General features: G+C 43.5%; 24 protein-coding genes. 19 read left to right on the top strand and 5 right to left on the bottom strand.

What is annotated here, in order from left to right; translation table 11 throughout:
* Positions 1–101: 101 nt before the first annotated feature.
* The 8 genes from Q1Q15_RS04005 to Q1Q15_RS04040 all read left to right on the top strand — a co-directional run bounded on the left by Q1Q15_RS04005 (position 102) and on the right by Q1Q15_RS04040 (position 7667).
* Positions 102–284, top strand: a complete 183-nt coding sequence (locus Q1Q15_RS04005) for a hypothetical protein (RefSeq protein WP_300456927.1) — start codon at positions 102–104, stop codon at positions 282–284.
* 214 nt (positions 285–498) lie between these two features.
* Positions 499–1386, top strand: a complete 888-nt coding sequence (locus Q1Q15_RS04010) for a phosphate/phosphite/phosphonate ABC transporter substrate-binding protein (protein WP_300456929.1) — start codon at positions 499–501, stop codon at positions 1384–1386.
* Positions 1387–1431: 45 nt separating this feature from the next.
* A complete protein-coding gene (locus tag Q1Q15_RS04015; protein WP_300456931.1) occupies positions 1432–3807 on the top strand; it encodes a response regulator in 2376 nt (791 codons plus the stop codon).
* A 161-nt stretch (positions 3808–3968) separates the two neighbouring features.
* Positions 3969–4172, top strand: a complete 204-nt coding sequence (locus Q1Q15_RS04020) for a hypothetical protein (RefSeq protein ID WP_300456932.1) — start codon at positions 3969–3971, stop codon at positions 4170–4172.
* Between the two features lie 80 nt (positions 4173–4252).
* Positions 4253–5350 carry an alkene reductase gene (locus Q1Q15_RS04025; RefSeq protein WP_300456934.1) on the top strand — a complete coding sequence of 366 codons (1098 nt, stop codon included), beginning with the start codon at positions 4253–4255 and terminating at the stop codon, positions 5348–5350.
* 248 nt (positions 5351–5598) lie between these two features.
* Positions 5599–6459, top strand: coding sequence for a hypothetical protein (locus tag Q1Q15_RS04030; protein ID WP_300456936.1), 861 nt, complete (start codon positions 5599–5601; stop codon positions 6457–6459).
* A gap of 58 nt (positions 6460–6517) precedes the next feature.
* Positions 6518–6985 (top strand): Cys-tRNA(Pro) deacylase, encoded by a 468-nt coding sequence (gene ybaK, locus Q1Q15_RS04035; protein ID WP_300456937.1) that lies wholly within the window; start codon positions 6518–6520, stop codon positions 6983–6985.
* A gap of 136 nt (positions 6986–7121) precedes the next feature.
* Positions 7122–7667, top strand: coding sequence for a hypothetical protein (locus Q1Q15_RS04040; protein ID WP_300456939.1), 546 nt, complete (start codon positions 7122–7124; stop codon positions 7665–7667).
* A 3-nt stretch (positions 7668–7670) separates the two neighbouring features.
* Here the strand turns inward: Q1Q15_RS04040 and Q1Q15_RS04045 are convergent, their stop codons facing one another.
* Genes Q1Q15_RS04045 through Q1Q15_RS04055 form a run of 3 tightly spaced genes read right to left on the bottom strand, consistent with a single transcriptional unit; the run spans position 7671 to position 10431 of the window.
* Positions 7671–8450: a RimK family alpha-L-glutamate ligase gene (locus tag Q1Q15_RS04045; protein WP_300456941.1), complete on the bottom strand. Its 780-nt coding sequence runs from the start codon at positions 8448–8450 to the stop codon at positions 7671–7673.
* Positions 8447–9490 (bottom strand): UDP-glucose 4-epimerase GalE, encoded by a 1044-nt coding sequence (gene galE / locus Q1Q15_RS04050; protein ID WP_300456943.1) that lies wholly within the window; start codon positions 9488–9490, stop codon positions 8447–8449. Before galE ends, Q1Q15_RS04045 begins: the two co-directional genes overlap by 4 nt.
* Positions 9487–10431: a hypothetical protein gene (locus Q1Q15_RS04055; RefSeq protein WP_300456944.1), complete on the bottom strand. Its 945-nt coding sequence runs from the start codon at positions 10429–10431 to the stop codon at positions 9487–9489. The genes galE and Q1Q15_RS04055 overlap by 4 nt, the downstream gene beginning before the upstream one ends.
* Before the next feature lie 274 nt (positions 10432–10705).
* Here Q1Q15_RS04055 and Q1Q15_RS25435 point away from each other — a divergent pair, with 274 nt between their 5' ends.
* Positions 10706–11023, top strand: a complete 318-nt coding sequence (locus Q1Q15_RS25435) for an IscA/HesB family protein (protein WP_363320854.1) — start codon at positions 10706–10708, stop codon at positions 11021–11023.
* A gap of 54 nt (positions 11024–11077) precedes the next feature.
* Here Q1Q15_RS25435 and Q1Q15_RS04065 read toward each other — a convergent pair whose 3' ends face one another.
* Complete coding sequence (locus Q1Q15_RS04065; RefSeq protein ID WP_300456948.1) at positions 11078–11908, bottom strand: ribonuclease H-like domain-containing protein; 831 nt, start codon at positions 11906–11908, stop codon at positions 11078–11080.
* Between the two features lie 150 nt (positions 11909–12058).
* On the opposite strand from Q1Q15_RS04065, the gene Q1Q15_RS04070 reads away from it, so the two are divergent.
* Positions 12059–12913: a flagellar basal body-associated FliL family protein gene (locus tag Q1Q15_RS04070; RefSeq protein ID WP_300456950.1), complete on the top strand. Its 855-nt coding sequence runs from the start codon at positions 12059–12061 to the stop codon at positions 12911–12913.
* Here Q1Q15_RS04070 and Q1Q15_RS04075 read toward each other — a convergent pair.
* The gene (locus Q1Q15_RS04075; RefSeq protein WP_300456951.1) at positions 12910–13545 is read right to left on the bottom strand and encodes a thiamine diphosphokinase; all 636 of its coding nucleotides are present in this window, start codon (positions 13543–13545) and stop codon (positions 12910–12912) included. The genes Q1Q15_RS04070 and Q1Q15_RS04075 overlap by 4 nt on opposite strands.
* 94 nt (positions 13546–13639) lie before the next feature.
* On the opposite strand from Q1Q15_RS04075, the gene lptF reads away from it, so the two are divergent.
* The 9 genes from lptF to Q1Q15_RS04120 all read left to right on the top strand — a co-directional run bounded on the left by lptF (position 13640) and on the right by Q1Q15_RS04120 (position 22980).
* Positions 13640–14821 carry an LPS export ABC transporter permease LptF gene (gene lptF, locus Q1Q15_RS04080; RefSeq protein ID WP_300456952.1) on the top strand — a complete coding sequence of 394 codons (1182 nt, stop codon included), beginning with the start codon at positions 13640–13642 and terminating at the stop codon, positions 14819–14821.
* A gap of 3 nt (positions 14822–14824) precedes the next feature.
* Positions 14825–15901 carry an LPS export ABC transporter permease LptG gene (gene lptG, locus Q1Q15_RS04085; RefSeq protein ID WP_300456954.1) on the top strand — a complete coding sequence of 359 codons (1077 nt, stop codon included), beginning with the start codon at positions 14825–14827 and terminating at the stop codon, positions 15899–15901.
* Between the two features lie 157 nt (positions 15902–16058).
* On the top strand, positions 16059–17222 hold the full coding sequence (locus Q1Q15_RS04090; RefSeq protein ID WP_363320855.1) for a 3-deoxy-D-manno-octulosonic acid transferase: 1164 nt from the start codon (positions 16059–16061) through the stop codon (positions 17220–17222).
* Entirely contained in the window at positions 17215–18345 is a 1131-nt protein-coding gene (lpxK, locus tag Q1Q15_RS04095) for a tetraacyldisaccharide 4'-kinase (protein WP_300456958.1), read from the top strand. The genes Q1Q15_RS04090 and lpxK overlap by 8 nt, the downstream gene beginning before the upstream one ends.
* Complete coding sequence (locus tag Q1Q15_RS04100) at positions 18342–19238, top strand: lysophospholipid acyltransferase family protein (RefSeq protein ID WP_300456960.1); 897 nt, start codon at positions 18342–18344, stop codon at positions 19236–19238. Before lpxK ends, Q1Q15_RS04100 begins: the two co-directional genes overlap by 4 nt.
* A 30-nt stretch (positions 19239–19268) precedes the next feature.
* Entirely contained in the window at positions 19269–20315 is a 1047-nt protein-coding gene (waaF, locus tag Q1Q15_RS04105; protein WP_300456962.1) for a lipopolysaccharide heptosyltransferase II, read from the top strand.
* Positions 20316–20335: 20 nt separating this feature from the next.
* Positions 20336–21346 carry a glycosyltransferase family 9 protein gene (locus tag Q1Q15_RS04110; protein ID WP_300456964.1) on the top strand — a complete coding sequence of 337 codons (1011 nt, stop codon included), beginning with the start codon at positions 20336–20338 and terminating at the stop codon, positions 21344–21346.
* Positions 21343–22134 (top strand): glycosyltransferase family 2 protein, encoded by a 792-nt coding sequence (locus Q1Q15_RS04115; RefSeq protein WP_300456966.1) that lies wholly within the window; start codon positions 21343–21345, stop codon positions 22132–22134. The genes Q1Q15_RS04110 and Q1Q15_RS04115 overlap by 4 nt, the downstream gene beginning before the upstream one ends.
* Before the next feature lie 54 nt (positions 22135–22188).
* Positions 22189–22980 carry a glycosyltransferase family 2 protein gene (locus Q1Q15_RS04120; RefSeq protein WP_300456968.1) on the top strand — a complete coding sequence of 264 codons (792 nt, stop codon included), beginning with the start codon at positions 22189–22191 and terminating at the stop codon, positions 22978–22980.
* Positions 22981–22984 lie beyond the last annotated feature (4 nt).

Raw genomic sequence — 22984 nt, forward strand, 5'->3', positions numbered from 1 at the left:
CCTGATATCAAGTGGTTTGCATAGTTGTTAAAATTGAAGGCATGTCTTTTGCATTGACATTATACAACATCCGAACCCGAATATGGAAAGGGCGGGAGGACATGGCATATTATAAAAGAAGACCCACCGGAATGGAACTGCTGATACAGCGGCACACGGAAAAATTTGAAACCGAAGAAAATATTAATTACTATTCATACAAGGATTTTGTAAAAGCAAAGCGAAAATATCTTAAGTATGTGCTTGAAGGGCCATCCTGTGAAGACGAGGCCCCATTATTGTAACACCACCCTTAAAAAAACCGGTTCAGCACCGGGACGAAACGTTTTTCACAATTACGATCAAAGGGGATAGCGAACAGATACGGATGATATGGATATCCATAGAAAGAATGTATGGCGAAAAAAAAATTGGCATTATCGTAAAATTTATGTATGACTGAGAGGTCAGTCTGTTTGCCAAAAAAGAGGGCCATTGAAATATCTATAAAGGGGTGTTGTGTCTGCTGGAAAATTTATTGTCCAAACCGGTTCTGTTGTGTTTTTATTTCTCAGTTTTCAATTTATTTTTTTTTATCAGAACTTAGAGGCCCAGGTGTTAAAAGAGACATTAAAGTTGGCCATTATTCCCCATCGGTCCAATTTTGGCAATGAGCAGGCATATGAGGTGGTGATAAAATTGCTGGAGCAAGAAACCGGGGTCAATTTTCAATGGGTCGGAAGCAAGACCTATGGCGATGTGATTGAAAAACTGAGAACCAAACAGGCAGATATCGGTTATGTGGGACCCTTTGCTTATGTCGAAGCCCAGGATGATTTTGGGGTCCGGTTAATTTGTCGCACCCTCAGTAAACATGCTGATGAATTTTATCATGGTATCATCATTACACGAAAAGACGCTGGTTCTGCTAACCTCCAGGACCTGAAAGGAAAAAGTTTTGCCTTTACAGACCCAAAATCCACTTCAGGTTTCTTGTTTCCCATGGCCCGGTTGATGAATGTGGGTATTTGCCTGGCGGATTTTTCAGAGGTTACCTATTTAAAAAGACATGTAAACACTCTCCTTGCCGTTTATAACGGTCATTCACATGCCGGTGCCACTTCCACTACAGCACTGAATAAAATAAATATTAACTTTGATCAGATAAAAATTTTGTGGAAATCCAATCCCATCTATCGGGGCCCCTGGGTTGCCCGGAAGGATATGCCCGAAGCCCTGTTTTTTAAGATTAGAGCGGCAATGCTGAAGATCACCCGGCACAAAGATGCAAAAATGATTTTTGAGGGCCTTAGTACCAAGGGGTTTGTGATCGGCAGGGATGCTGATTACAACAATGTTCGTGACGTCATGGCAATAATGCGCCTGGGCACAAAGCAAAGTGAGTAAGTCGCATTTTTTTTCACCGTTATTCCTTATAGAAGGTCAACCGTTTTGTTGTTAAACAGTATCCGTCAGAAAATCATCTGTTCCGCCTTTTCATTAGGGCTTGTCATCATTGCGGTGTTTGCTTTCACGTCTTATTTTCGCACCATCAACGCCATGCAGATGGAAATCCAAAAACATGGAACAGCCATTGTAAAAACATTTACCCAGATGGCCACGACCTATATTTTTGAGAGCGATTATATCACCTTGCTGGATAATGCGAATGAACTGATTGAAAACAGCGATATCCTTGAGGTCACGATACTGGATACCCATGGAAAAATTTGGGTCAGCACAGATACGCAGCTGTCCGGAAAGTTAAATATAGAACCTTTTTATCAGGATATTCTAACCAGAAAAAAGATAACGCATAGAAAAATCATGCATAACGGTCAAACGGTTATGGAGTTCGTCAGTCCCATCGTTGCATTGGGAAAGGTGCTGTATTTCCTGAAGATAGAAATATCATTGAAGGATATACAAAATCAAGTGGCAGGTCGGATAAACGACATCATCATCATTTCTCTGGGGATGATTGTCCTGGCCATTTTTTTGGGAATTTTCCTTTCACAATTAGTGACCGATCCTTTAAAAAAGTTGGTTAAAGGCACCAATGAAATTTCTCAAGGTAATTTAAACTACAAAATTAAGGTGTATTCTTCGGATGAAATCGGAACCCTGACGAAATCTTTTAATTTAATGACGGATAATCTGAGAAAAGAATTATCCAAACGGAAACAGGCAGAAGAAAAAATTGAACGCGCCCGGGATGAGCTGGAAATTCGAGTAAAGGAGAGAACCGCTGAGCTTCAGCAGCAAATTGAAGATCGGATCATCGCTGAAGAAAAATACCGCATGCTCATGGAAGCCTCTTCGGTTTCCATCGTCGTCTATGACATGAACGGAATCCCGGATTACATTAATCCGGCCTTTACCCAGACGTTTGGATGGACCCTGGAAGATTTAAAGGGACGAAAAATTGATTTTGTACCTGAAAAAGAAATGCCCCATACCCTTGAAATGATTGAGCGACTCAAACGAGGGGAACGTTACCAAGGTTTTGAAACCCGCCGGTATAACAACAAAAGAGAATCCCTTGATGTCAGTATCAGCTTTGATGTCTGGCGGGAGCGTGACGGCACCCCCAAGGGGAGTGTGGTGATTTTACACGATGTTACCCATCGGAAACAACTTGAGATGCAGCTTTTTCAATCCCGGAAAATGGAGGCTGTGGGAACGCTTGCCGGAGGGATTGCCCATGATTTTAATAATATTCTTTCTGGTATTGTCTCCTATTCTCAGTTAGCTGAAATGCATGTTGAAAATCCTGAACGGGCAAAGAAACATATTTGCCAGATATTAAAGGGGGCAAAAAGGGCAGCCGGGCTGGTTCAACAAATTCTTGCGTTCAGCAGAAAAACGGATTATCAAAAACAGCCGGTTGAATTTTATCGTGTGGTCAAGGAAGTGCTTAAATTACAGCGATCCTCTTTGCCCCCTGCTATTGAAATAAAAGAGAATATCTTCTCCAGGGCAATGGTCCGGGCAGAATCCACCCAAATGCATCAAATCATCACGAATCTGTGCACCAATGCCGCTCATGCCATGCCTGAAAAAGGCGGCGTATTAACGGTGGTACTGGAAGAAATTGAGGTTTCAGGACAGGCGCGTCTGCCGGATATGGACCTGCTGCCTGGGCGTTATCTAAAACTGACAGTAAAAGACAATGGCCACGGTATGGATAAAAAAACTTTGGAAAAGGCGTTTGATCTATATTTCACCACAAAAGAGGTGGGTAAGGGTACCGGGTTTGGCTTGGCACTGGTCCAGGCAATTGTTGAAGAGCACAAGGGTTATATCAAAGCCGATAGTGCTCCTGGCAAGGGCGCCAGTTTTTATATTTACCTGCCCATAGTGCCCATAGTAGAAAATAAACATGATGTCCGCAGCTTAGAACACACGGTGGTGAATTTAACCGGTGGAACAGAGACGATAATGGTCATTGATGATGACGTGCTCATCCTCAGTGCAACCCAGGAGATGTTGGAAGATTACGGGTATATTGTAATGGCTTTTCACGATGCAAAACAAGCCTTTGATGCATTTAAAAGAAATCCGTATCAATTTGACCTGATCATTACAGATATGGCCATGCCCGGGATGACCGGGGATGCACTCTCTGTCAGTATTCTAACCCTGAGAAATGATGTGCCGATTATCCTATGTACGGGCTACAGCGAGACTATTTCTGAAGGAAAAGCCCTGGAGCTGGGGATTCAAAAATATCTTCAAAAGCCTGTTGAAAGTCAAACCCTGCTGTTGTTGATTCGTGAATTGCTGGAAAACAATATAGAGACGTGGGATTCAATCGATATTCCATAATTTTCCTGCCTTCTTTCCGGGAAGTTCACCGTGTGGGCTTCCTGGAAAGGGGTGTCTTTCTTTGCCGAAACAACAGGCACTTCAGAATCCTTACATGCATTGGTCCTGACTATTTGTTTTTTAATTGTTGGATTATCGAAAAGAGCATGATAATTTAACGGGTGGGGGTCGCCATCACAACCCATGCACAACCGCCTGCAACCCTTTGGCTTGGTGTGTTAACGGCTGCAGTGGGACTCCTTCCGGGTGACCAGGATTTGGGGCGCTTATTTTTTCTTGGAACGGCGCTTTCACTTTCCCGTGTGATAATGATCCAGAAAATCAGAAATGAGAATAACGATATAGAGGCATTGGACCGGCATTAAATGATAAAAAGAGATCATGGCATTTGGGAAAGCCCATAAAATTGCCATTAATAAAATGATGGGGTAAGGAGGAACGCAACATGAAAAGCTTATTTGATCCTATAACTGTGGGACGGTATAATTTAAAAAATCGAATTGTATTAGCCCCCATGACCCGGGGACGTGCCGGTTCAGAGCGCATCCCCAATGACCTGATGGCGGATTATTATTTTCAGCGGGCATCTGCCGGGTTGCTCATCACCGAAGCCACTGTCGTTTCAAAACAGGGCATCGGATGGATTGATTCCCCGGGAATATACACCAATGAAATGGTAAAAGGGTGGCAGAAGGTCACTCAGCGAGTAAACCCAACAGGAACGCCGATCTTTTTACAGCTCTGGCACTGCGGCAGGGCATCTCACAGTGATTTCCACAATGGAGATACCCCGGTTTCCGCTTCAGCTGTCAGGCTGGAAGGTGACGGCATCCATACACCCTTAGGAAAAAAAGAGTATGAAACCCCTCGTGCCTTGACCGTTAATGAAATTAAAGCCATTGTTGATGATTACCGGAAAGCGTCTGTCAATGCAAAAACCGCCGGTTTTTCAGGCGTTGAAGTACATGCCGCCAACGGATACCTGATTAATCAGTTTCTGGATTCAAAAACAAATCTCCGAAATGACTCCTACGGTGGAAGTCGTGAAAATAAATTTCGATTTTTGAAAGAGGTGCTTGATACCACCCTGGAAGTCTGGTCACCGGAACAGGTTGGCGTCAGAATATCACCCAATGGCGTTTTTAACGATATGGGCAGCCATGATTTCAGAGAGACCTTTTTGTATGTCGCAGAAGAATTAAACAAATTGAATCTGGGGTATCTGCACATCATGGATGGCCTTGCTTTTGGGTTCCATGAAAAAGGTGAGCCCATGACCTTGTCTGAATTCCGAACAGTATACAAGGGTGTCGTTATGGGCAATTGCGGGTACACCAGAGAATCTGCTGAAGAGAGAATCGCAAATGGAGATGCAGATCTGGCAGCCTTTGGCAGACCATATATTACCAATCCGGATCTGCCGGAACGGTTAAAGAATGGCTGGCCATTGAATCCTTTTGAAGATATGTCATTATGGTATTCACCAGGACCTGAAGGATATACAGACTATCCGCCTTATAAGCAGCCGGATTCGATAAGTTGAGGTATAATGATGTTGCTCCCCCCCCTATGTTTGTGATACTTCCATGGAGTTTTATTTGACGGGTTGTTTCTTTGATAAATAAAAAGGGTCGATCCTGATTTTATCTGGCTTTAAAGCATACAATTGGTTCTAAATGATGACGGTCTATGAAAAGGTACAAATATCATCGGTATTTCTAAATTCATCGACCATGTTTATAATGAAAAAATTTCAAGATATTCTGAACAAAAGGACGCTGAATAAACACCATGATAACCTTACCTTTTCTATCCGAATCCTTTATGGGGTTTGCAGCCATATTTGTCTGCATCGGTTTTGCGTTGTTGGCTCTGGGCCAGTCCGCCAGCAACGAAGTCGGCCCCGGATACTGGACCACGGGGTTTTTTTTAAACAGTGCGGGCTTTATATCCTGGGCGGGTACGGTCACATCACGGCCCTGGTTATTTTTTAGTGCCGGCGAAGTTCTACACATGCTGGGGTTTATCACATTGGTTTACGGCGCCTATCGATTCACAGGAAACGTATTTCAGCGGCGTAATATTTATGTTTTGATTGGATTTGTCGTTGTCTGGCTTGGAATCATGACCATGGGCTTGATGACTCACCATAGACCTGGATCGTTTTTTCTGCTCATGGTTCTGAGGGCGGTGCTCTTTCTTTGGGCCGGCAGCATGATATTGAGGAATATATCCACAAAGTCAGTGGCTGGCCGCAGGCTGGCCGGATGGGGATTAATGGCCTGGGGGATATATGTACTTTTGTTCCCTTTTATTTGGCAATGGCCCTGGTGTCTGCCCCTGGCATTCGGGTTTTTGGTGGGGTTTCATGTCCTGGCGGGCATGGGTATGATGATTTTGGTTGTTGATCGGATGCGAATTCGTGCCGAGACCAGTGAAAAGCATGCCCGGCACCTTGAGGGACTGCTGCCCATTTGCTCTCATTGTAAAAAAATACGAGATAAGCATGATCACTGGCATCGGATAGAAACGTATATCCGAGAGCGTTCTGATGCGGAATTCAGTCATGGCATCTGTCCTGACTGTTTAAACAAGTTCTATGGTGATGAGGACTGGTTCATTGAGATGAAAACGAAAAAAGAGGGGGGTTGATAATGCGGGAATCCCGAATATTAGATCCGGTCAGCAAAGATGAAAAAAAGGAGGTCCAATGACACCGGCCATAAATTGTTTGAAAAAATCAAACATCAGCTACCAGGTTCACCATTATGACCACGACCCGAATTCTAAAGCGTATGGTGAAGAAGCAGCTGAAAAATTGAAAGTTTCTTTTGACCGAATTTTTAAAACGCTGGTTATTTTAATTGATAATAAAATTCTTTCCGTTGCAATGGTTCCGGTATCCAGGCAATTGGATTTGAAAGCAGTTGCCACTGCTTTGGGATCAAAAAAAACCGCTATGGCAGATAAAAAAGCAGTTGAACGATCAACCGGATATATTCTGGGTGGTGTCAGTCCCATTGGACAAAAGAAACAATTAAAAACAATACTGGATCGGTCGGCGTTAAACCATAATACAGTTTTTGTGAGCGCCGGACGTCGGGGTCTGCAAATCGAACTTTCACCGAAGGATTTGGCTTCCCAGACCCATGCGATATATGGTGACATCAGTAAATAGAAAACCCAACGGGTGATTTGATTTCCGCCTGTTAAGTATGGTAGTTACCGTTCAGTGGGGTTGATTTCTATTTATGCTTGGGGTCAGGCTTTCTTTTAGATCTGAAGACCGAAAGTTGAGCAGGGAGAATGATAAAATGAGCATTGAGCCGGTGAAAAGAGCAATATTACCGAATCTGAAGGATTTTAAGCGGTTTTGGCAAAGCAAAGGGCCGTTTAAGTATGCATTAACCAGTAAAGATTTTCCACCGGTTCTGCTGGAACCTGAAGAATGGATTTTCTCAAATGATGTCAAAGTCCTTTTAAAGGAGTTGATGCAGTTTGATAATCGGAAAATGAAAATTGTCAAAGCCCCGTTCAATCCCGACAATAAAAGTATCTTGCGGCCTGAGATGCTGAGTCCATGGAAAATTAACCATTTCCCCGAAGAATGGAATGTTTGTGTCTGTGACCTCTTTGTTCCGGAAGGCCATTTGACGGGGATTGTCCTTGATATGATTGAAAAGCATGACGACAGCATCGACAGAAAGGATGTTGAACAGGCATTTTTCCATTGCCTTGAATCCTGCATGGATCAGCTTGGATACCTGTATTTTAAGCCCCGGGGATCATCCCCCTATGCAGCCCTGAAGTCCTATCTTGCCGAATGGGAAGAAGATGAACAGGATGCCGGTCTGCTGTAATGGTTAAATGCTGCCGTCCACGATTAGCGTTGCCAGCATCTCCTTATAATTGATGCCGGCTTCACCGAACCCTTTTGTCCCGTATTTCATATTGCCTTCCAGGACATAAAAGTTGTTGTCGTGCTCAATGATATCGATGCCCACATCATCCCAGCCACATTTTAAAGCGGTTGTGAGGGCCAGATCAAGGGCCTTGGGGGGCAGGGCGGCAAAACTGATCGTCCCGCCCTGGGAAAGATTGGTTTTGAAATTGCCCCTGGTGGCAATCCGCCAGTAGGCAAGTCGTATTTTATTGCCGATAATGATGATTCGCATATCCCGTTCAATGGGAAGATATTCCTGGATATAGGCAGGCCCTTTGTGCTCTAAATAGCGGGAAAGGTCCCGGGTCGTTTGAATCAGATGCACATCATTGCCTTTGGCAGACCCCCTGGCTTTTTTACCGATAAATGGAAAGGTAAACGTATCCAGGAGGGCCTGCTTTTGTTTTTTTCCATAAAAAATTTTTGTTTTTGGATGGGGAACGCCAAGCATGTGAAATATGGCCGTCTGTTTAATCTTGTCCAGGGCAAACTTATAGGTATGAAAGCTGGGGAAGGTTCTTTTCCCCATGGCATTAAACAGGTCTGCATAAAATGCGGTGGGGTAATAGATTTTTTTTGCCTTTAGAATCCGTCGCTGTTCCTGGGCAGAATACATTTGAAAATCGGGCTTAAACCCAAGGGTTTGAATGGCCGGATATCGTTTTAATCGGGCACCTAACGCAACGGGTCTGTTCTTCAATTTGGGGTCCTGAGCATATCTGGCTTGCTTTTCCGGTATCCGTTTGGATTTTTTATCTGCCAGTTCCAAGTGTCCCGGCACATGTCGGTCAGGGGTTTGTTTGCTTCCCATCCCAGGGCTGCTTTAGCTTTGGCAGGATCGGCCCAGCAGGCGGCGATATCACCGGGTCTTCTGTCGACAAGTCTATAGGGGATTTTTCTGTCACTGGCAACTTCAAATGCATTGATGATGTCCAGGACTGAATAGCCGTGACCGGTTCCTAAATTATAAATCACCACGCCCGGACGGGTAAATAGTTTGGGTAAGGTTTTGATGTGGCCCAATGCCAGGTCCACCACATGGATAAAATCCCTGACACCGGTTCCGTCCGGGGTATCATAATCATTGCCAAAGACATTGAGCTCGGGCAATCGACCCACGGCTACCTGGGAAATATACGGTACCAGATTATTTGGCAGACCAAACGGATCTTCACCGATTTCCCCGCTCGCATGGGCGCCTACAGGGTTGAAATACCTTAACAGGGCGATATTCCATTCGTTGTCAGACCGGTAAAGATCCTGGAGGATTTCTTCTATCATCAGTTTTGTCCGGCCATAGGGATTGGTTGCTGACAGGGGAAAATTTTCTTTAATGGGAAGGGATGCCGGATCTCCGTAAACGGTTGCCGAAGAAGAAAAAACAATGTTTTTTACGTTAAATTCCCTCATGATCTCAAGGAGATTCAAGGTGCCGGTAATGTTGTTATGAAAGTATGTCAGCGGCATCATCACAGACTCCCCCACCGCTTTCAACCCGGCAAAATGAATGACCGCATCTATTGTATGGTCCGAGAAAACAGTGGCGATCTCATTTTTGTTCAACAGATCTGCGTTGTAAAAGTCAAGGGATTTGCCGGTAATTTTTTTTACCCGGGTCAAAGATTCTTCAGAACTATTGGAGAGATTATCCACAACAACAACGTCATAGTTTTCATTTAAAAGTTCCAGGCAGGTGTGACTTCCAATATATCCGGCACCACCTGTGACCAGTATTTTCATAGAAAATCCTTATAGGGTTTAAGGGTGAATGGTTTGTTGATGGCGGTTTCTAAAAATAGATTGCGGCAGATGCTGCATTCTTTACACGCCTTTGTACAGTTGGTTACCATGTTAAAAAAGCCGGGATCAAGCTTTTTGTTTTTAATATGGTAATGGTCGGATAACCAATGGGTGGCATCCATGAGCTCCAACAGGTTTCCTTCAAACGATTTTTGGATATAGGCACAGATGCAGCGGCAAAGAAAATTTATCCCCAATGTTCTTCCACACAGCTTGATGGTATCAGCTATGGCCGCATAGGCATCAATATCTTCGGGTCGAATAAACGGAGATTTGAAAAATTTTTCCGGGGTGTTGAAGAAATATACATGACATCCAATGGCATGATTTGTCTGAAAGGTTTTATTGGCAACAGAACCCGTGTTTGAAAATGAAATTTGAGCATCATGGACAAATTTGAAGGGACAGTGATAAATGCAGCCTTCATTTGCAAGCAGTTCAATCCGGATGGGGGGAAATTTTTTTCTGATGTCATTGCCGGTTTTTTCCAATTGGCGAATGTCTCGGTTTAAGGATCGGTCAAGGACAATTTTTCCGGGAAATTTAAAGCCGCTCTGTTCGATGATTTCAAACATTGCCATTGCTTTTTGAGAAGAATCAATCATGCAGTTTATCCCCGGTACCGCTTCAAGGCAGGCAAGAATATCTCTTTTGGTGCCGGACAGTGCATTCAGGAAGTAAGCATCAGAAAAAACAATGCCCGTGAGATGTGAATGAGCAACCAAATACTCGAGTTTGTCCAGGATTTGATTTAAAAATGATGTGTCATGGTAGAGACCGGGGTGGATAAACCGGGTGTTCAGTAAACCATATGCCTTAACAGATTTCAGGTGGTGTAACCCTTTTGACAGTTCTTGAAGCGTGGCTGGGTTGCACCTCATCCTTGAATCCAGAACCTGGTCTGAATCGAGTGAAAAATAGACCGATTCAATATTTTGGATCTCATTTTTCAAAAAGGTTGTGTATTCTTCATTTGGTATGAACGGTACAGACAGTTTCATGCCAAAGATTTTACAATATTTGGATGATTTAAAGCAATAGAAATAAAGGAAATTGGAAATCGAACATTGACAGGCCCAAACTGTGTGGTTAAAATTAAACTATTCAGGCAATGTATTCCTGAAAATTAAACAAACGAATAAGGAGAGTTATACCATGATTGAATTGACAGATCCTGCAAAAACGCAGATCGATGACTATTTTCAGGGCAGGGAACCTACCCCTATTAGAATTTTTCTCAATTCCGGCGGCTGAGGGGGTCCTTCCCTTGCCATGGCTCTGGATGAGCCAAAAGATTCGGATGATAGTTTTGAAGTTAAAGGCCTGAAATTTGTTGTTGACAAAGAGTTTATGGAAAAAGCGGAAACCATTAAGATTGATTTTACCGGGATGGGATTCCATCTTGACTCCAATATGGAAATGGGACAATCCGGATGCTCCAGTTGCGGTTCCGGTGGTTCCTGCGGAGATTAGCAGTTTAGATTGTTTAAAAGAGAAGGTGTTTAACTTGCGTGAACATCTTCTCTTTTAGTAATACCTGTATTTTAACCGATCAATGGTTTTTAAATCTGCTTTGAAAGGGTTTTCAGGCTGTGTCGGTTTTTTTATTTCATGAGATGCGTAAAACGGCGTTTTCCGGATGTTTAAATTATACGCTTCAATCATCAGTGTTTCAAGATTGATTACGTCTTCAATATTATAGGCCAATAAGGTTTCAAGCGCTTTTGGGTTTCCATTGCGTGTGTACTCATTCCACAATAACACGGCAAAGTATCCGTCCACCCCTTCCAAGTCCTGCCGGTCGATATTTAAGGCTTTCTCACATTTTTTTAACCCGCCCTTAAATCCAAGATGTTTCAGGATATACCGCAAGTCAATTTGTGCATGGGGCAATGTGATATTAAAATATCCCTCAATGAAGGGGATGTCAAAACTTCTGCCATTATAGGTGATAAGCACGCTGTAGTTTTGGATGTCATCTAAAAACTGGTCAAGGTTTTTTCCATGAACATAATAGGTTATCTGCCTGCCGTTATACAGGGCAATGGTTGTAATGTGTGAGCCGGAAGACAGGCCGGTTGTTTCAATGTCCAGATAGGCGCAGAACGGTCTGAATTCCGGGAATAGCCTGAAATGTTGATTGGATGGGAGCAGGGCCTCAAAAAAACCAGGGTTGTTGTTTTCAAGATGCTGATTTGATGCCGCTGCAAAGGTTTTGATGTCTTTTATTTTTGAGGCGGACAGGTTTAAACCGGAAAAGTTTGTATCGGCCTTCCAGTTGAATATATTTGACCGCCATATTTTTTTCTCTGTTACCGGCCCGATTCCTGGGATATGAATAAAGGTATTAATGAGCATTATTGTTCCTTGGCATAAAAGTTATCCGCCTTTATATACCGAATGGGAAAAATATAATAGCAGGAATAAACAATGGGGCTGGGTTGACCCGTATCCTTCATCATGATAGCGTTAATACAATGGTTTGAATTAAATTGTCAGGGTTCTGTTATGAAAAAAATGGGTAGGTGTCTTTTGGTATTGCTGGTCGGAGGGGGGGTTCTATTTTCCCTTGCCGGCTGCGGAGAAAGGGAAAAAACTCAAAATGAACTGGCTGTCGGCAACTGGACACAATTAAGAAACAGGGCCTATATCCTATTGATAACCAACCCCAAAGGAGAATGGAATTCTTCCGTCAGGATTTCGGATGCAACGTCAAAAATTGTTAAGTCCAAAGGGAATGCAAAAGGGAAATGGCACATTGAACAAGATCAGATGATTTTTACTGTTTTAGAGTCGGATATTGAAGAAGCCTGGACGAAAAACACCACTATTTTTTTTGATATTGTTGGGATAATGGAAAATGAAATGCAGCTCAAGGACGAATCCGGCCGGATTGCTGTCTGGAAAAAGACAAATGTTAAAAAAGCCGCAATCGTGGAGGATGGCCTGGAAATTATTTTGCCCATGGGCACTGTTGTTGTTAATTTAAATAAACACAGATCAAATGATAAAGACCGATATTTGTGTTTAAATTTGAATCTGGTGCTCAAAGACCTGATGCCGGACCAGGAAATTCCACAAATTCATCCCAAAGCTCGTGATGCGGCAATTACTTTTTTAAGCAGCCTTGTCTTCAATGATGTAAAGAGTTTTGACCGGATTAAAGCCGGGAGCAGAAAACTGGTGGATGTGTTAAATCCTTATATGAAAGGATTTATTAAAGACATTGTTATTGAACATGTCATTGTTGCAACTGAAATTGATAAAGTGGAAGAATTCATCATTGAACATACGCTGAAACCGACACCAGATTCTGAGGCCGGGGAAGAAGGGGAGGAAAATGCAACCGAAAAACAGGGTTAATCTTTTGACTTTGTGACGATCAATGTTCCATTTTTAATGGAAACGGTTGCGACTGTTTCTTTGAAAAAATTACTGATGCCAAGACTTGAACCCATTTCAATGGTTGCATGGTTCAACGGATATGCAAGTCCCTTCAGGGTGATGCCGGTTACTTTTTCTGAAATGGGAAGAATGGATACCAGGTCCCCGGGATGGCCTTTCAGTTCTATAAAATCCGTTACCACATGGATTTCGTTGTTTTTATTGATGATCCTGGCCGGGATATGTTTCAGGGCAAGGGCTTTTAATAGAAAAATATTGGCCAGGGTATGATCCAGCCGGGTGCCGGTGGCGCCTAAAAATGTAATATCTGTTGCATGGTTCTCCAGTGCCCATGAGACGCACAGCGCAGCATCACTGTGATCTTTTTTTGTGGGAAAGGCCAGTGTTTTTACCTGGTTCTTTTTGAAAAAGGTTTTATCTTCCGGACGGATGGAATCAAAATCACCGATCATTACATGGGGTAAAATATTTAATGCCTTCAGGTGCCTGGCGCCACCATCGGCACAGATGATCAATTGAGCAGCCTTGATGATGCGTATCATATCCCTGGTATATTCGAGATCCCCATTGGCGATTATTACACATTTCATACGCCCGTTATTATCATGAAACGCACCCCAGGGAAACAGGTAATCTTTTTATCATAACTTGACTATTTGGCCGCTAACTTATATTTTTCTGGAAATGAAAATCGTTACGATTATAAACAGATATATGTTAAAGGAATTTTTGTCTCCTTTTGCTATCAGCCTGTTCTTTCTGACCTTTGTCTTTTTGATGACACGGATACCGGAAATTACCAATATGGTTGTGAATTATAATGCGGATATTTCATCTGTTGCGCTTATGGTGGTGTATACCCTGCCCATATTTTTGAAATATACCATTCCCATGTCGGTTATGATATCCATCCTGTTGACGGTCATGCGCATGTCCCAGGAGAATGAAATTGTGGCATTAAAAGGAGCGGGAGTATCTCTTTATAAACTATTGCCGCCAGTATTGATTTTTTGTTTTTCAGGGGTCTTGTTGTGCATGTGGGTGACGGTTTTTGGGGTATCCTGGGGAAAATTATCGGTTAAAATGAAAAGTATGGAGCTTGCACGGTCCAGTATTGATGCCGCCCTTCAGGAGAGACAATTCAATTCTGAATTGGAAGATGTGATGATTTACGTCGCCCACGTGGATATGAAAACCAAAGCATTAAAGGATATTTTTATTGAAGACAGGAGAACAACAGGGGTTGTTAATATTTCCATTGCCCCTTCAGGAAGATTGATCCGACTTGAAGACGATCAGGTGTATACCATACGGCTGCATAATGGGATGATCAATCAGGTGGATATTGATGAAAAATCTGTGAGCAGCCTCAGGTTTGGTGACTATGATATCAATATTGATTTAACCGCTATGAACAAAGGTAAACATACCATTTCAAAAGAATTGGATGAGCGAAGCCTGTTTGATCTGATACAGTTTATCCGATCCGGTATTAAAGACAAAGCCCATTTGAACGCAGCGCTCATGGAACTTCATGAAAAGTTTTCAATTCCCTTTGCCTGCCTGACCTTGGGTCTCCTTGCCTTCCCCCTGGGGGTTCAATCGGCATCCCTCAGGCGGTCTTCAGGATTTGGCCTGGGGATATTTTTTTTCCTGTTGTATTATCTGCTGCTTGCTGCAGGCTTATCCGCAGGTGAAACAGGCCATTATCCGCCGGTTCTGGGGATGTGGCTGCCAAATGTCATTATGGGAGCTGCCGGCGTTTTTTTTCTGGTCAGGAATGCCAGAGAAAGACCGGTCCAATTGCCACAATTTATAATAACCATGGCATCTGTCATAAAAAGACGGTTTGCAAAAAAAGTATAACATATGGGGTGTCTTCATAAATACTGGTTAAAAGAATTTGCCAAACTTTTTTTAATCATTCAATTGATGATCCTGGTACTATTCGTATTTATAGATTATCTGTCCAAGATGGATCGATTTTTAAACGCTGATATTACCCTTATGGGGGCCATGGGATACGTCCTTTTAAAAGTGCCTTTCATGTTTGTGCAATTAACACCGGCAAGTGTTTTGCTCGCAACAATTATCGTTTTTGGAGTGATGAACAGGAACAATGAACTTTTGGCCATCAGGTCCAGTGGTATCAGTATCTATTCGCTTGTTAAGCCGGCCATCCTGGTCGGGCTGATTTTTTCCGTTTTGATATTTTTTTTAGGAGAAACCATTGTGCCGCTTTCCATGGGCAAGGCCAATTATATTAAAAATCATATTATAAAAAAGAGACACAATTTTTATGTTGCCCGGGAAAATATCTGGATCAAATCCGAAAATAAACTGATCCACATCAATTATTATGACCCGGTGCAAAAGTCGGTTGCCGGTGTCACGATTACCGCTTTAAGAAAAAATTTCAGTCTTGAGTCACGAATCGATGCCCGGATTGGATATTATACGGACGGCCAATGGGTGTTTGAACAGATTATCGAACAGATCCATGCAAAAGATTCCTTGGATTATGATGTGAAATTATATGATAAAAAAAGCGTTCCCCTGTTATTTAAGCCCGAGGATCTGGGGGCAGTGTCTAAAAAATCTGAGGAGATGAGTTTTTCTGAATTGCGAAAATATGTTAAAAAGGTTGAAACAGAAGGATATGATGCCACAACCTATCGGGTCGACTTGAACGGGAAAATTGCATTCCCTTTCATTTGTATTATCATGGTCTTGACAGGTGCTGCCACGGGTATGAGATCTTTTGCAAAGGAAAATATGCCGGCGGCCGTTGCCATCGGTGTTGTGATTGCCTTCATGTATTGGACCCTGTATGGCTTTTGCCTGTCACTGGGATATGGTACCATTTTGCCACCCGTCATCAGTGCCTGGACAGCCAATCTGTTTTTTTTATGTTTTGGAATCCTGTATTTGATCAACGCAGAATAACACTCACCTTGCCAGGAAAGTCATCTGAATGATTTTTTTTTATAAAATACTGATAAACAGTTTGTTTTTTGTTGTCCTCCCACTTCTACCGGTTCTGTGCGTTTTCTCAGAAAAACGTAGATCCACATTGGGCTTTCGATTGGGTTTCAGGACGGGTTTGAATCCAAAACAGGCGGGGAAAAAAAGAATCTGGATACACGCCCTTTCCGTGGGGGAAGTTAAATCCGCCCTGCCCTTTATCACCGCATTTAAAAAGAAATACAGGGACATGGATATCGTTTTTACAGCATCAACAAGGACCGGTTTTGATATGGCAGACCGCTTGTTTTTGAAAAAAAAGGTGGTAGATCAGCTGGGATATTTCCCCCTGGACCTGGGGTATACCGTTAAAAAAATCTGTCGGCAAATAGCGCCTGATGCTGTTGTCCTTGTTGAAACAGACGTGTGGCCCAATTTTTTATACGAGATGAACAACCGTCAAATCCCGGTGATTTTAATTAATGCCAGGCTTTCAAACCGCTCCTTGAACGGATATTTAATTTTTCGAAAATTTTGGGCCCGGGTGTTTTCTTTTTTTACCCGGATCATGGTACAAACCCCATTGGATGAGGAACGGTTTCAGCGTTTGGATATTGATAAACGGAAAATACGGGTGGCGGGAAATATTAAATTTGATCAACCATTTGAAAATATAGATAAACCGATTGCTGACGGTATGAGGCATCGTTTGGGGATTCAAAAAAAAACCAGGGTGATTATCGCCGGCAGTACCCATGAGGGAGAAGAAAAGATGCTTTGCCGGGTATACAAAGCGGTGAAGAAACAGTTTCCAGGAGTGTTAATGATCCTTGCGCCAAGGGACCCCAAGAGATGTTCAACACTGCAGGCGTATTTTTTGTCCCATCATGTCCAGGCCGGTCTGATGTCAACACTGGATGCCGGCAAAAACCCCCCGGATATTGTCCTGGTGGATAAAATGGGAGAACTCTGTCGGCTGTATGCCATTTGTGATGTGGCGTTTATCGGGGGATCACTGGTCCGGCAGGGCGGGCATAATCCTTTAGAGGCGGCTGCGTTTTCCAAACCCATTCTTTTCGGGCCTGATATGTCGGATTTTTTATTGATATCAACCCTGCTCCGGGATAACGGGGGGGCCAAAATTGTGGCATCGGAATCAGAACTGGGCCATGAAATTGAAAAAATCTTGGGAAACACCCCCCTGCAGCAGCAGATGGGCATTCAAAATTTTCAAGTCTTTTCATGGAATTCCGGTGCGGTTCAAAGAATCATCAAGGAGATGGAGCACCTTAATATTGTTTGAAACATGGCTCAATAAAACAGAGAAAAAAATTACATCGATTTCAAACCGGGAGTATACACCCGGGAAGTTTTCCCTTGAACGGGTTCTGGTGGGAATTTCATATGGGTATGGGTGGGGGGTAAGGTGTCGGCTATGGTTGTATAAATCAGGTATTCTGAAGCAAAAAAACTTGCCCTGTTTTGTCATTTCCATTGGGAATATTGTTGTCGGGGGGGCTGGGAAAACACCCATGGCCATTTATCTGGCAGGGCTGCTGAAAGAAATGGGAAAACGACCGGTTGTCATCAGCAGGGGGTATAAGGGCACGGTTAAGGATGATGCCGTTATTGTTTCCGATGGTGACCGGATTTTTTCAAATACCCGGGAATCAGGGGATGAACCCTATATGATGGCCCAAAGAAGATCTTTCCCCGTAGTGGTGGGTAAGGACCGGTTCAAGGCGGGCATACGAGCCATGGAAGCCTTCAATCCTGATGTGATTGTCCTTGATGATGGATTTCAACATTTGAAACTTAAAAGAGATTTTGACCTTTTGCTTTTGGACTATTCAACCCCTTTGGGTAACAGCCGATTCCTTCCCGCCGGTCGTTTGAGGGAAACCCCTCAAATGTCAGCACAACGGGCTGACGCGATCATTTTTACCAGAAGTTTTGAAACAGATGAAACACCTGAACAGGTGAAGGCTGTTTTGCATCATTATCCGGGGTGTCCCTGGTTTAAAACCTTTCATCGGCCGTTTATTGCTCAACAGATTGTGCCGGGGGAAACTATAAAAAACGGTATCACTTCTGTCAAAGGGGTATGGGGGAGAAAAGCCGTTCTTTTTTCAGGGCTTGCCCAAAACACCTCTTTTTATCATACCATGGAAGAATTGGGGGTTAATATTCTGGATCATCTTGAATTTAAAGACCATTACAGGTATAAAGAGTCTGATATTTCAAGGATCAACCAGCGAGCAATAGCGGTTTGTGCCGATGTCATTTTGACCACGGAAAAGGATTGGGCAAAAATTGATCAGGATACAAAATGGGGAGTGGATTTAATGGTAATCGGTATTCAAATAGCGTTTGAACAGCCTCAACAATTTGAGTCTTTATTAAGGTCAAGGTTGAAACAAAAATGACGGATGATCAAATTTTCAAGCTTTTAAAGCTGATGGTGAATGGTCTGGCAATGCTGCCAAGACAAGTGTTAACGTTTTTTTCAGATCTATTTGGACTGATCTGGTATACCGTAGATCAGCGTCACAGAAATGTTGTTTTCAAGAATATTCAATTTGCCTACCCGGAAAAGTTTACGCAGGTACAGATCCAGAGATTTGCAAAGACTGTTTTTAAAAATACAGCCGGTATCCTGTTTGAGGTCCTCTGGTCCTATCGGAAAACCCAGGAGGAATTGTTTGAATATATTGTGGTTAACGGTGCTGAATATTTAGACGTCGCTCAAAAAAAAAACCGGGGCGTTATTCTGTTAACCGGCCATTTGGGGAATTTTGAATTGTTTGTTGCGGCTTTGGCAAAAGCCGGTGTGAAACCCTATGGAATTTATCGAAAGCTTGATTCTAAACCCCTGGAACGATTGCTGCTCGAAGAAAGACAGCGATTTGGAACCCAAATGATACCATTACGAGGGGCATCCAAAAAAATTGATGGAATTTTACGCAATGGGGGAGTCGTCGGCACGTTGCTGGACCAGAACGTGGACTGGTATAAGGGGGTCTTTGTCGATTATTTTGGCAGGCCTGCGTGTACCAATAATGGTTTGGCAAAGCTTGTTTTAAGATCAAAAGCAGCGGTGGTGCCAATGTTCATTGTAAAGCAGGAGGAGCAGTATATTATGGAATTCTTACCGGAAGTTCCCTTGCAGGTGACAGGCGATCCCATCAAAGATATTGAAACCAACACCCAGAACTATGTATCTGCTATTGAGTCAATGGTGAGACGATTCCCGGAACAATATTTCTGGGTGCATAACCGCTGGAAAACCAAGCCTTACTGCATCCTTAACAACAATTAATCATGGGGAATCCATTCGTATATGGGTGTTATGAAACTTAGAAATACTTCTCCGGCCACCATCATGATACGGGCTGCCAACTGGGTGGGGGATGCCATTATGACCACTCCTGTTATCCGGGCAGTCAGAAAAAATTTTCCCAGGGCCCAGATCAGTGTACTGGCAAAACCCTGGGTGATTCCCGTGTATGCGCATAATCCAAATGTTGACAGGATTCTGGTGTATGATGCCCATCATCGTCATAAAAAAGGCGTTGGCACCCTGAGGCTTGCCAGAGAGTTAAGGGCATGTCGGTTTGATCTGGCTATTTTGATGCAAAATGCATTTGAAGCTGGCCTGCTGTCCTTTTTAGCCGGCATAACAGAGCGGGTTGGATTTAATACAGATGGGAGAGGGATTCTTTTAAATAAGGGTATTAAATTGAATCCGGCACTGAAAAAGGGTCATTTGATTGATTACTATATCGGCATTCTAAAGGGGGTTTCCCTGGCAGATGACGGCAGAGAACTGGATCTGTTTCTGAGTGATGCTGACAGGGCATTTGCCGCTCATTTCCTGGAACGTGAACAATTTGATTTGTCCAAACCTGTCATGGGCATAAATCCCGGGGCAACAGGGGGAACCGCCAAGCGATGGTTTCCGGAAAGATATGCCCGGGTGTGTAAACAACTGGCGGAAAAATTTAAGGTGAAGCTGCTGATTTTCGGGGGCCCGGCTGATACAGCCCTGGGAGAGTATATTGCCGGACGATCCAATGGTGCCTGCATCAATATTGCCGGTAAAACGAGTCTGGGTCAGGCCTTTGCCCTCATAGAGACATGTTCTTTATTTATCACCAATGATTCCGGTCTGATGCATGCGGCAGCAGCCTTAAATGTCAACCAGGTGGCGGTGATCGGTTCCACGGATTATGTTGCCACATCTCCGTCAAATGAAAACAGTGTCATGGTCAGGGTGCCGGTCCCCTGCAGTCCCTGTTTGAAAGATGTTTGCCCGACAGCACATCAGTGCATGGATAAAATTAGTGTTGACATGGTGATGGAGACCTGCACGTCTCTTTTGAAAACTGTCAGGTAATGACGTTAAAGGGGAAATCTTTGTTTGATACTGTAAAAAAAATATTGATTATTAAACCCAGTGCCCTTGGCGATATTGTGCATTCTCTTCCTTTTTTAGCCAGTGTGAAAAAAAAATTCCCCCTGGCTGAGATAGACTGGGTTGTCGCCCATGGTCTGCATACCTTCCTTGAAGGGCACCCCATGATTAACCAATTATGGGTGATCAAAAAAGACCAGTGGAAAAAACCGGGTCATCTGGCCCGGACACTCAAGGAGATCAATGCCCTCAGAAAAGGCCTGAAGGCTTCGGGCTATGATGTCTCAATTGATCTTTCCGGGTTATTGCGGTCCGGTATCATCACCTATCTGGCCGGCGCAAAAATCAAACTCGGGTTTAAAGCGTCTGATGAAGGCAGTCCTTTTTTTTATACCCATAAAATTCATGGCAGCATGAATATCCATGCCATTGACCGATATATGGAAATTGCAGGGTTTATGGGGTGTGACACTGACACCATAGACTATCCGCTGGCACCCTATGACCCCACGCCACCGATATTAAGGGAACTGCCCCCCCAGTATGGTGTAATGAGTCCTTCAGCAGGAAAACCCGCCAATCGCTGGCCGGCTGAAAAATTTGGCAGACTGGCATCAAAACTGACACTTCCCACGGTTGTGATCGCAAATGCGGCTGAAGCGGGAATTGCGGAACAAGTGGTGGGGCACGCCAAGGGAAATGCCATCTCCGTTGCCGGCAGAACCAGCTTGAAAGACCTTCTGGCCCTGATTGCCGGGGCCTCTTTTTTCGTGTGTAATGATACAGGACCCATGCATATTGCTGCGGCATTAAACATTCCCGTGTTTGCCATTTTCGGCCCGGCCAATCCGGTTAGAACCGGACCCTATGGGTCGATCCATACGGTCATTCAAAAAAAAATGGATTGCGCCCCCTGTTATGCAAAGCAGCCCTGTTCCCATTTCAGGTGCATGAATGAGTTGAGTGTTCAGGCGGTCTTTGATATCCTGGACCAAAAGGTCCGGCAAACATGAAAATTTCTGTTATTGTCACCACCTATAACCGCCCGGATGCCCTTAAAAGGGTTTTGGACGGCCTATTGTGTCAGACCCGGCCCCCGGAAGAAATTATTATTGCAGATGACGGATCCAGTAGTGCCACAAAACAGATGATTCAGCCATATCTTCATCATACCCGGATCCGGATCAAATATGTCTGGCAGGCGGATATGGGCTTCCGGGCGGCCCGGGTCAGGAATATGGCCATTAAAGCCTCCCGTGAAGCGTATCTGCTGCTGCTGGACGGGGATTGTATCCCGGACAAACATTTTGTCCGGGATCATATGGAACTGGCGCAAAAAGGATGCTTTTTCCAGGGGAAAAGGGTTCTTGTGAACCCGTCTGTTGAAAAAAAATTTAACCACCGGTCCTGTAATTCAAAAATCAAACTGATGGTGCATGCATTCAAACGAGAGATTTCTAACCGCCATCACATTTTTCGAATGTCTTTTTTTCCGTCCTACACCACTGGCAAACTGTCTGGTGTCAGGAGCTGTAATATGGGACTTTTCAGGGAGGATATCAAGGCTGTAAATGGGTTTAACCATGATTTTGAAGGGTGGGGCAGGGAAGACTCGGAATTGGTTGTGCGGTTATTCAAATATGGGTTAAAAAGAAAAGAAAATCCCTTTAAGGCCATTTGTTTTCATTTGTGGCATCATGAAAATATTCGAAAAGACCTTGCACGGAATGACCGACTCCTCAGACAGGTGATGGCATCGGAATCCTATGTCTGTAAATCAGGTCTCAGTGACATCGATTAAAAATAAAACAGCTGTATAACCATAACCATCCGGACAGGAGATAAACATAAAAACGTGTCAAAATTATCTGTTTATATCATCGCCTTTAATGAAGAAGAAAAAATACACCAGGCGCTTCAAAGTGTTGACTGGGCCGATGAAATTATTGTTGCAGACTCCTTTAGTACAGATCATACGGCAAAGATTGCAACAGCGTTTGGTGCAAGGGTCATCCAGATACCGTTTAACGGATTTGGAGACCTGAGGAATAAAGCCATTGAAGCGTGCCGTCATGAATGGATATTCAGCCTGGATTCAGATGAGCGATGTACAAAAAAGGCACAGGAAGAGATCCGGAAGATTATGGGGTCACCCGATAGTGCGGATGCCTATTATGTCCCGAGAAGAAACTATTTTATGGGAAAATGGATCCGGCATGCCGGGTTTTATCCTGACTACAGACAGCCCCAATTGTTTAAAAAGGGGACGTTAAAATTTAAGAATGATGCGGTTCATGAACGATATGAGGTGATCAGCCATCAAGACTGCGGTTATTTAAAGGCTTTCATTCATCAGGTACCGTTTAAAAATCTTGAAGAAGTCATTCACAAAGCCAATCGATACTCTACCCTTGGGGCGGAAAAATTACTGGAGACCGGTCAGACTCCCGGTATGTTTAAAGCCCTGTCGCATGGATTCTGGGCTGCGTTTACCCTGTATGTTTTAAAATTGGGGTTTTTGGACGGATGGCCAGGGCTTATTATTGCCTTTGGAAATTTTGAAGGGACCTTTTATAAATATGCAAAATTTTATTTAAAAAAAAAGGGTCTAGAGTCTTTTTTAAACACTACGTTTCCAGACAGTTAAGGCT

The sequence above is a fragment of the Desulfobacula sp. genome (assembly GCF_030145145.1).
Classification (GTDB): domain Bacteria; phylum Desulfobacterota; class Desulfobacteria; order Desulfobacterales; family Desulfobacteraceae; genus Desulfobacula.

Excerpts from the sequence above, each read along its gene's own strand:
- Q1Q15_RS04005 (WP_300456927.1), top strand. The coding sequence starts at position 102 with ATGGCATATTATAAAAGAAGACCCACCGGAATGGAACTGCTGATACAG.
- Q1Q15_RS04025 (WP_300456934.1), top strand. The coding sequence starts at position 4,253 with ATGAAAAGCTTATTTGATCCTATAACTGTGGGACGGTATAATTTAAAA.
- Q1Q15_RS04030 (WP_300456936.1), top strand. The coding sequence starts at position 5,599 with ATGATAACCTTACCTTTTCTATCCGAATCCTTTATGGGGTTTGCAGCC.
- ybaK (WP_300456937.1), top strand. The coding sequence starts at position 6,518 with ATGACACCGGCCATAAATTGTTTGAAAAAATCAAACATCAGCTACCAG.
- Q1Q15_RS04040 (WP_300456939.1), top strand. The coding sequence starts at position 7,122 with ATGAGCATTGAGCCGGTGAAAAGAGCAATATTACCGAATCTGAAGGAT.
- galE (WP_300456943.1), bottom strand. The coding sequence starts at position 9,490 with ATGAAAATACTGGTCACAGGTGGTGCCGGATATATTGGAAGTCACACC.
- Q1Q15_RS04055 (WP_300456944.1), bottom strand. The coding sequence starts at position 10,431 with ATGAGGTGCAACCCAGCCACGCTTCAAGAACTGTCAAAAGGGTTACAC.
- Q1Q15_RS04065 (WP_300456948.1), bottom strand. The coding sequence starts at position 11,908 with ATGCTCATTAATACCTTTATTCATATCCCAGGAATCGGGCCGGTAACA.
- Q1Q15_RS04070 (WP_300456950.1), top strand. The coding sequence starts at position 12,059 with ATGAAAAAAATGGGTAGGTGTCTTTTGGTATTGCTGGTCGGAGGGGGG.
- Q1Q15_RS04075 (WP_300456951.1), bottom strand. The coding sequence starts at position 13,545 with ATGAAATGTGTAATAATCGCCAATGGGGATCTCGAATATACCAGGGAT.
- lptF (WP_300456952.1), top strand. The coding sequence starts at position 13,640 with ATGAAAATCGTTACGATTATAAACAGATATATGTTAAAGGAATTTTTG.
- lptG (WP_300456954.1), top strand. The coding sequence starts at position 14,825 with ATGGGGTGTCTTCATAAATACTGGTTAAAAGAATTTGCCAAACTTTTT.
- Q1Q15_RS04100 (WP_300456960.1), top strand. The coding sequence starts at position 18,342 with ATGACGGATGATCAAATTTTCAAGCTTTTAAAGCTGATGGTGAATGGT.
- waaF (WP_300456962.1), top strand. The coding sequence starts at position 19,269 with ATGAAACTTAGAAATACTTCTCCGGCCACCATCATGATACGGGCTGCC.
- Q1Q15_RS04115 (WP_300456966.1), top strand. The coding sequence starts at position 21,343 with ATGAAAATTTCTGTTATTGTCACCACCTATAACCGCCCGGATGCCCTT.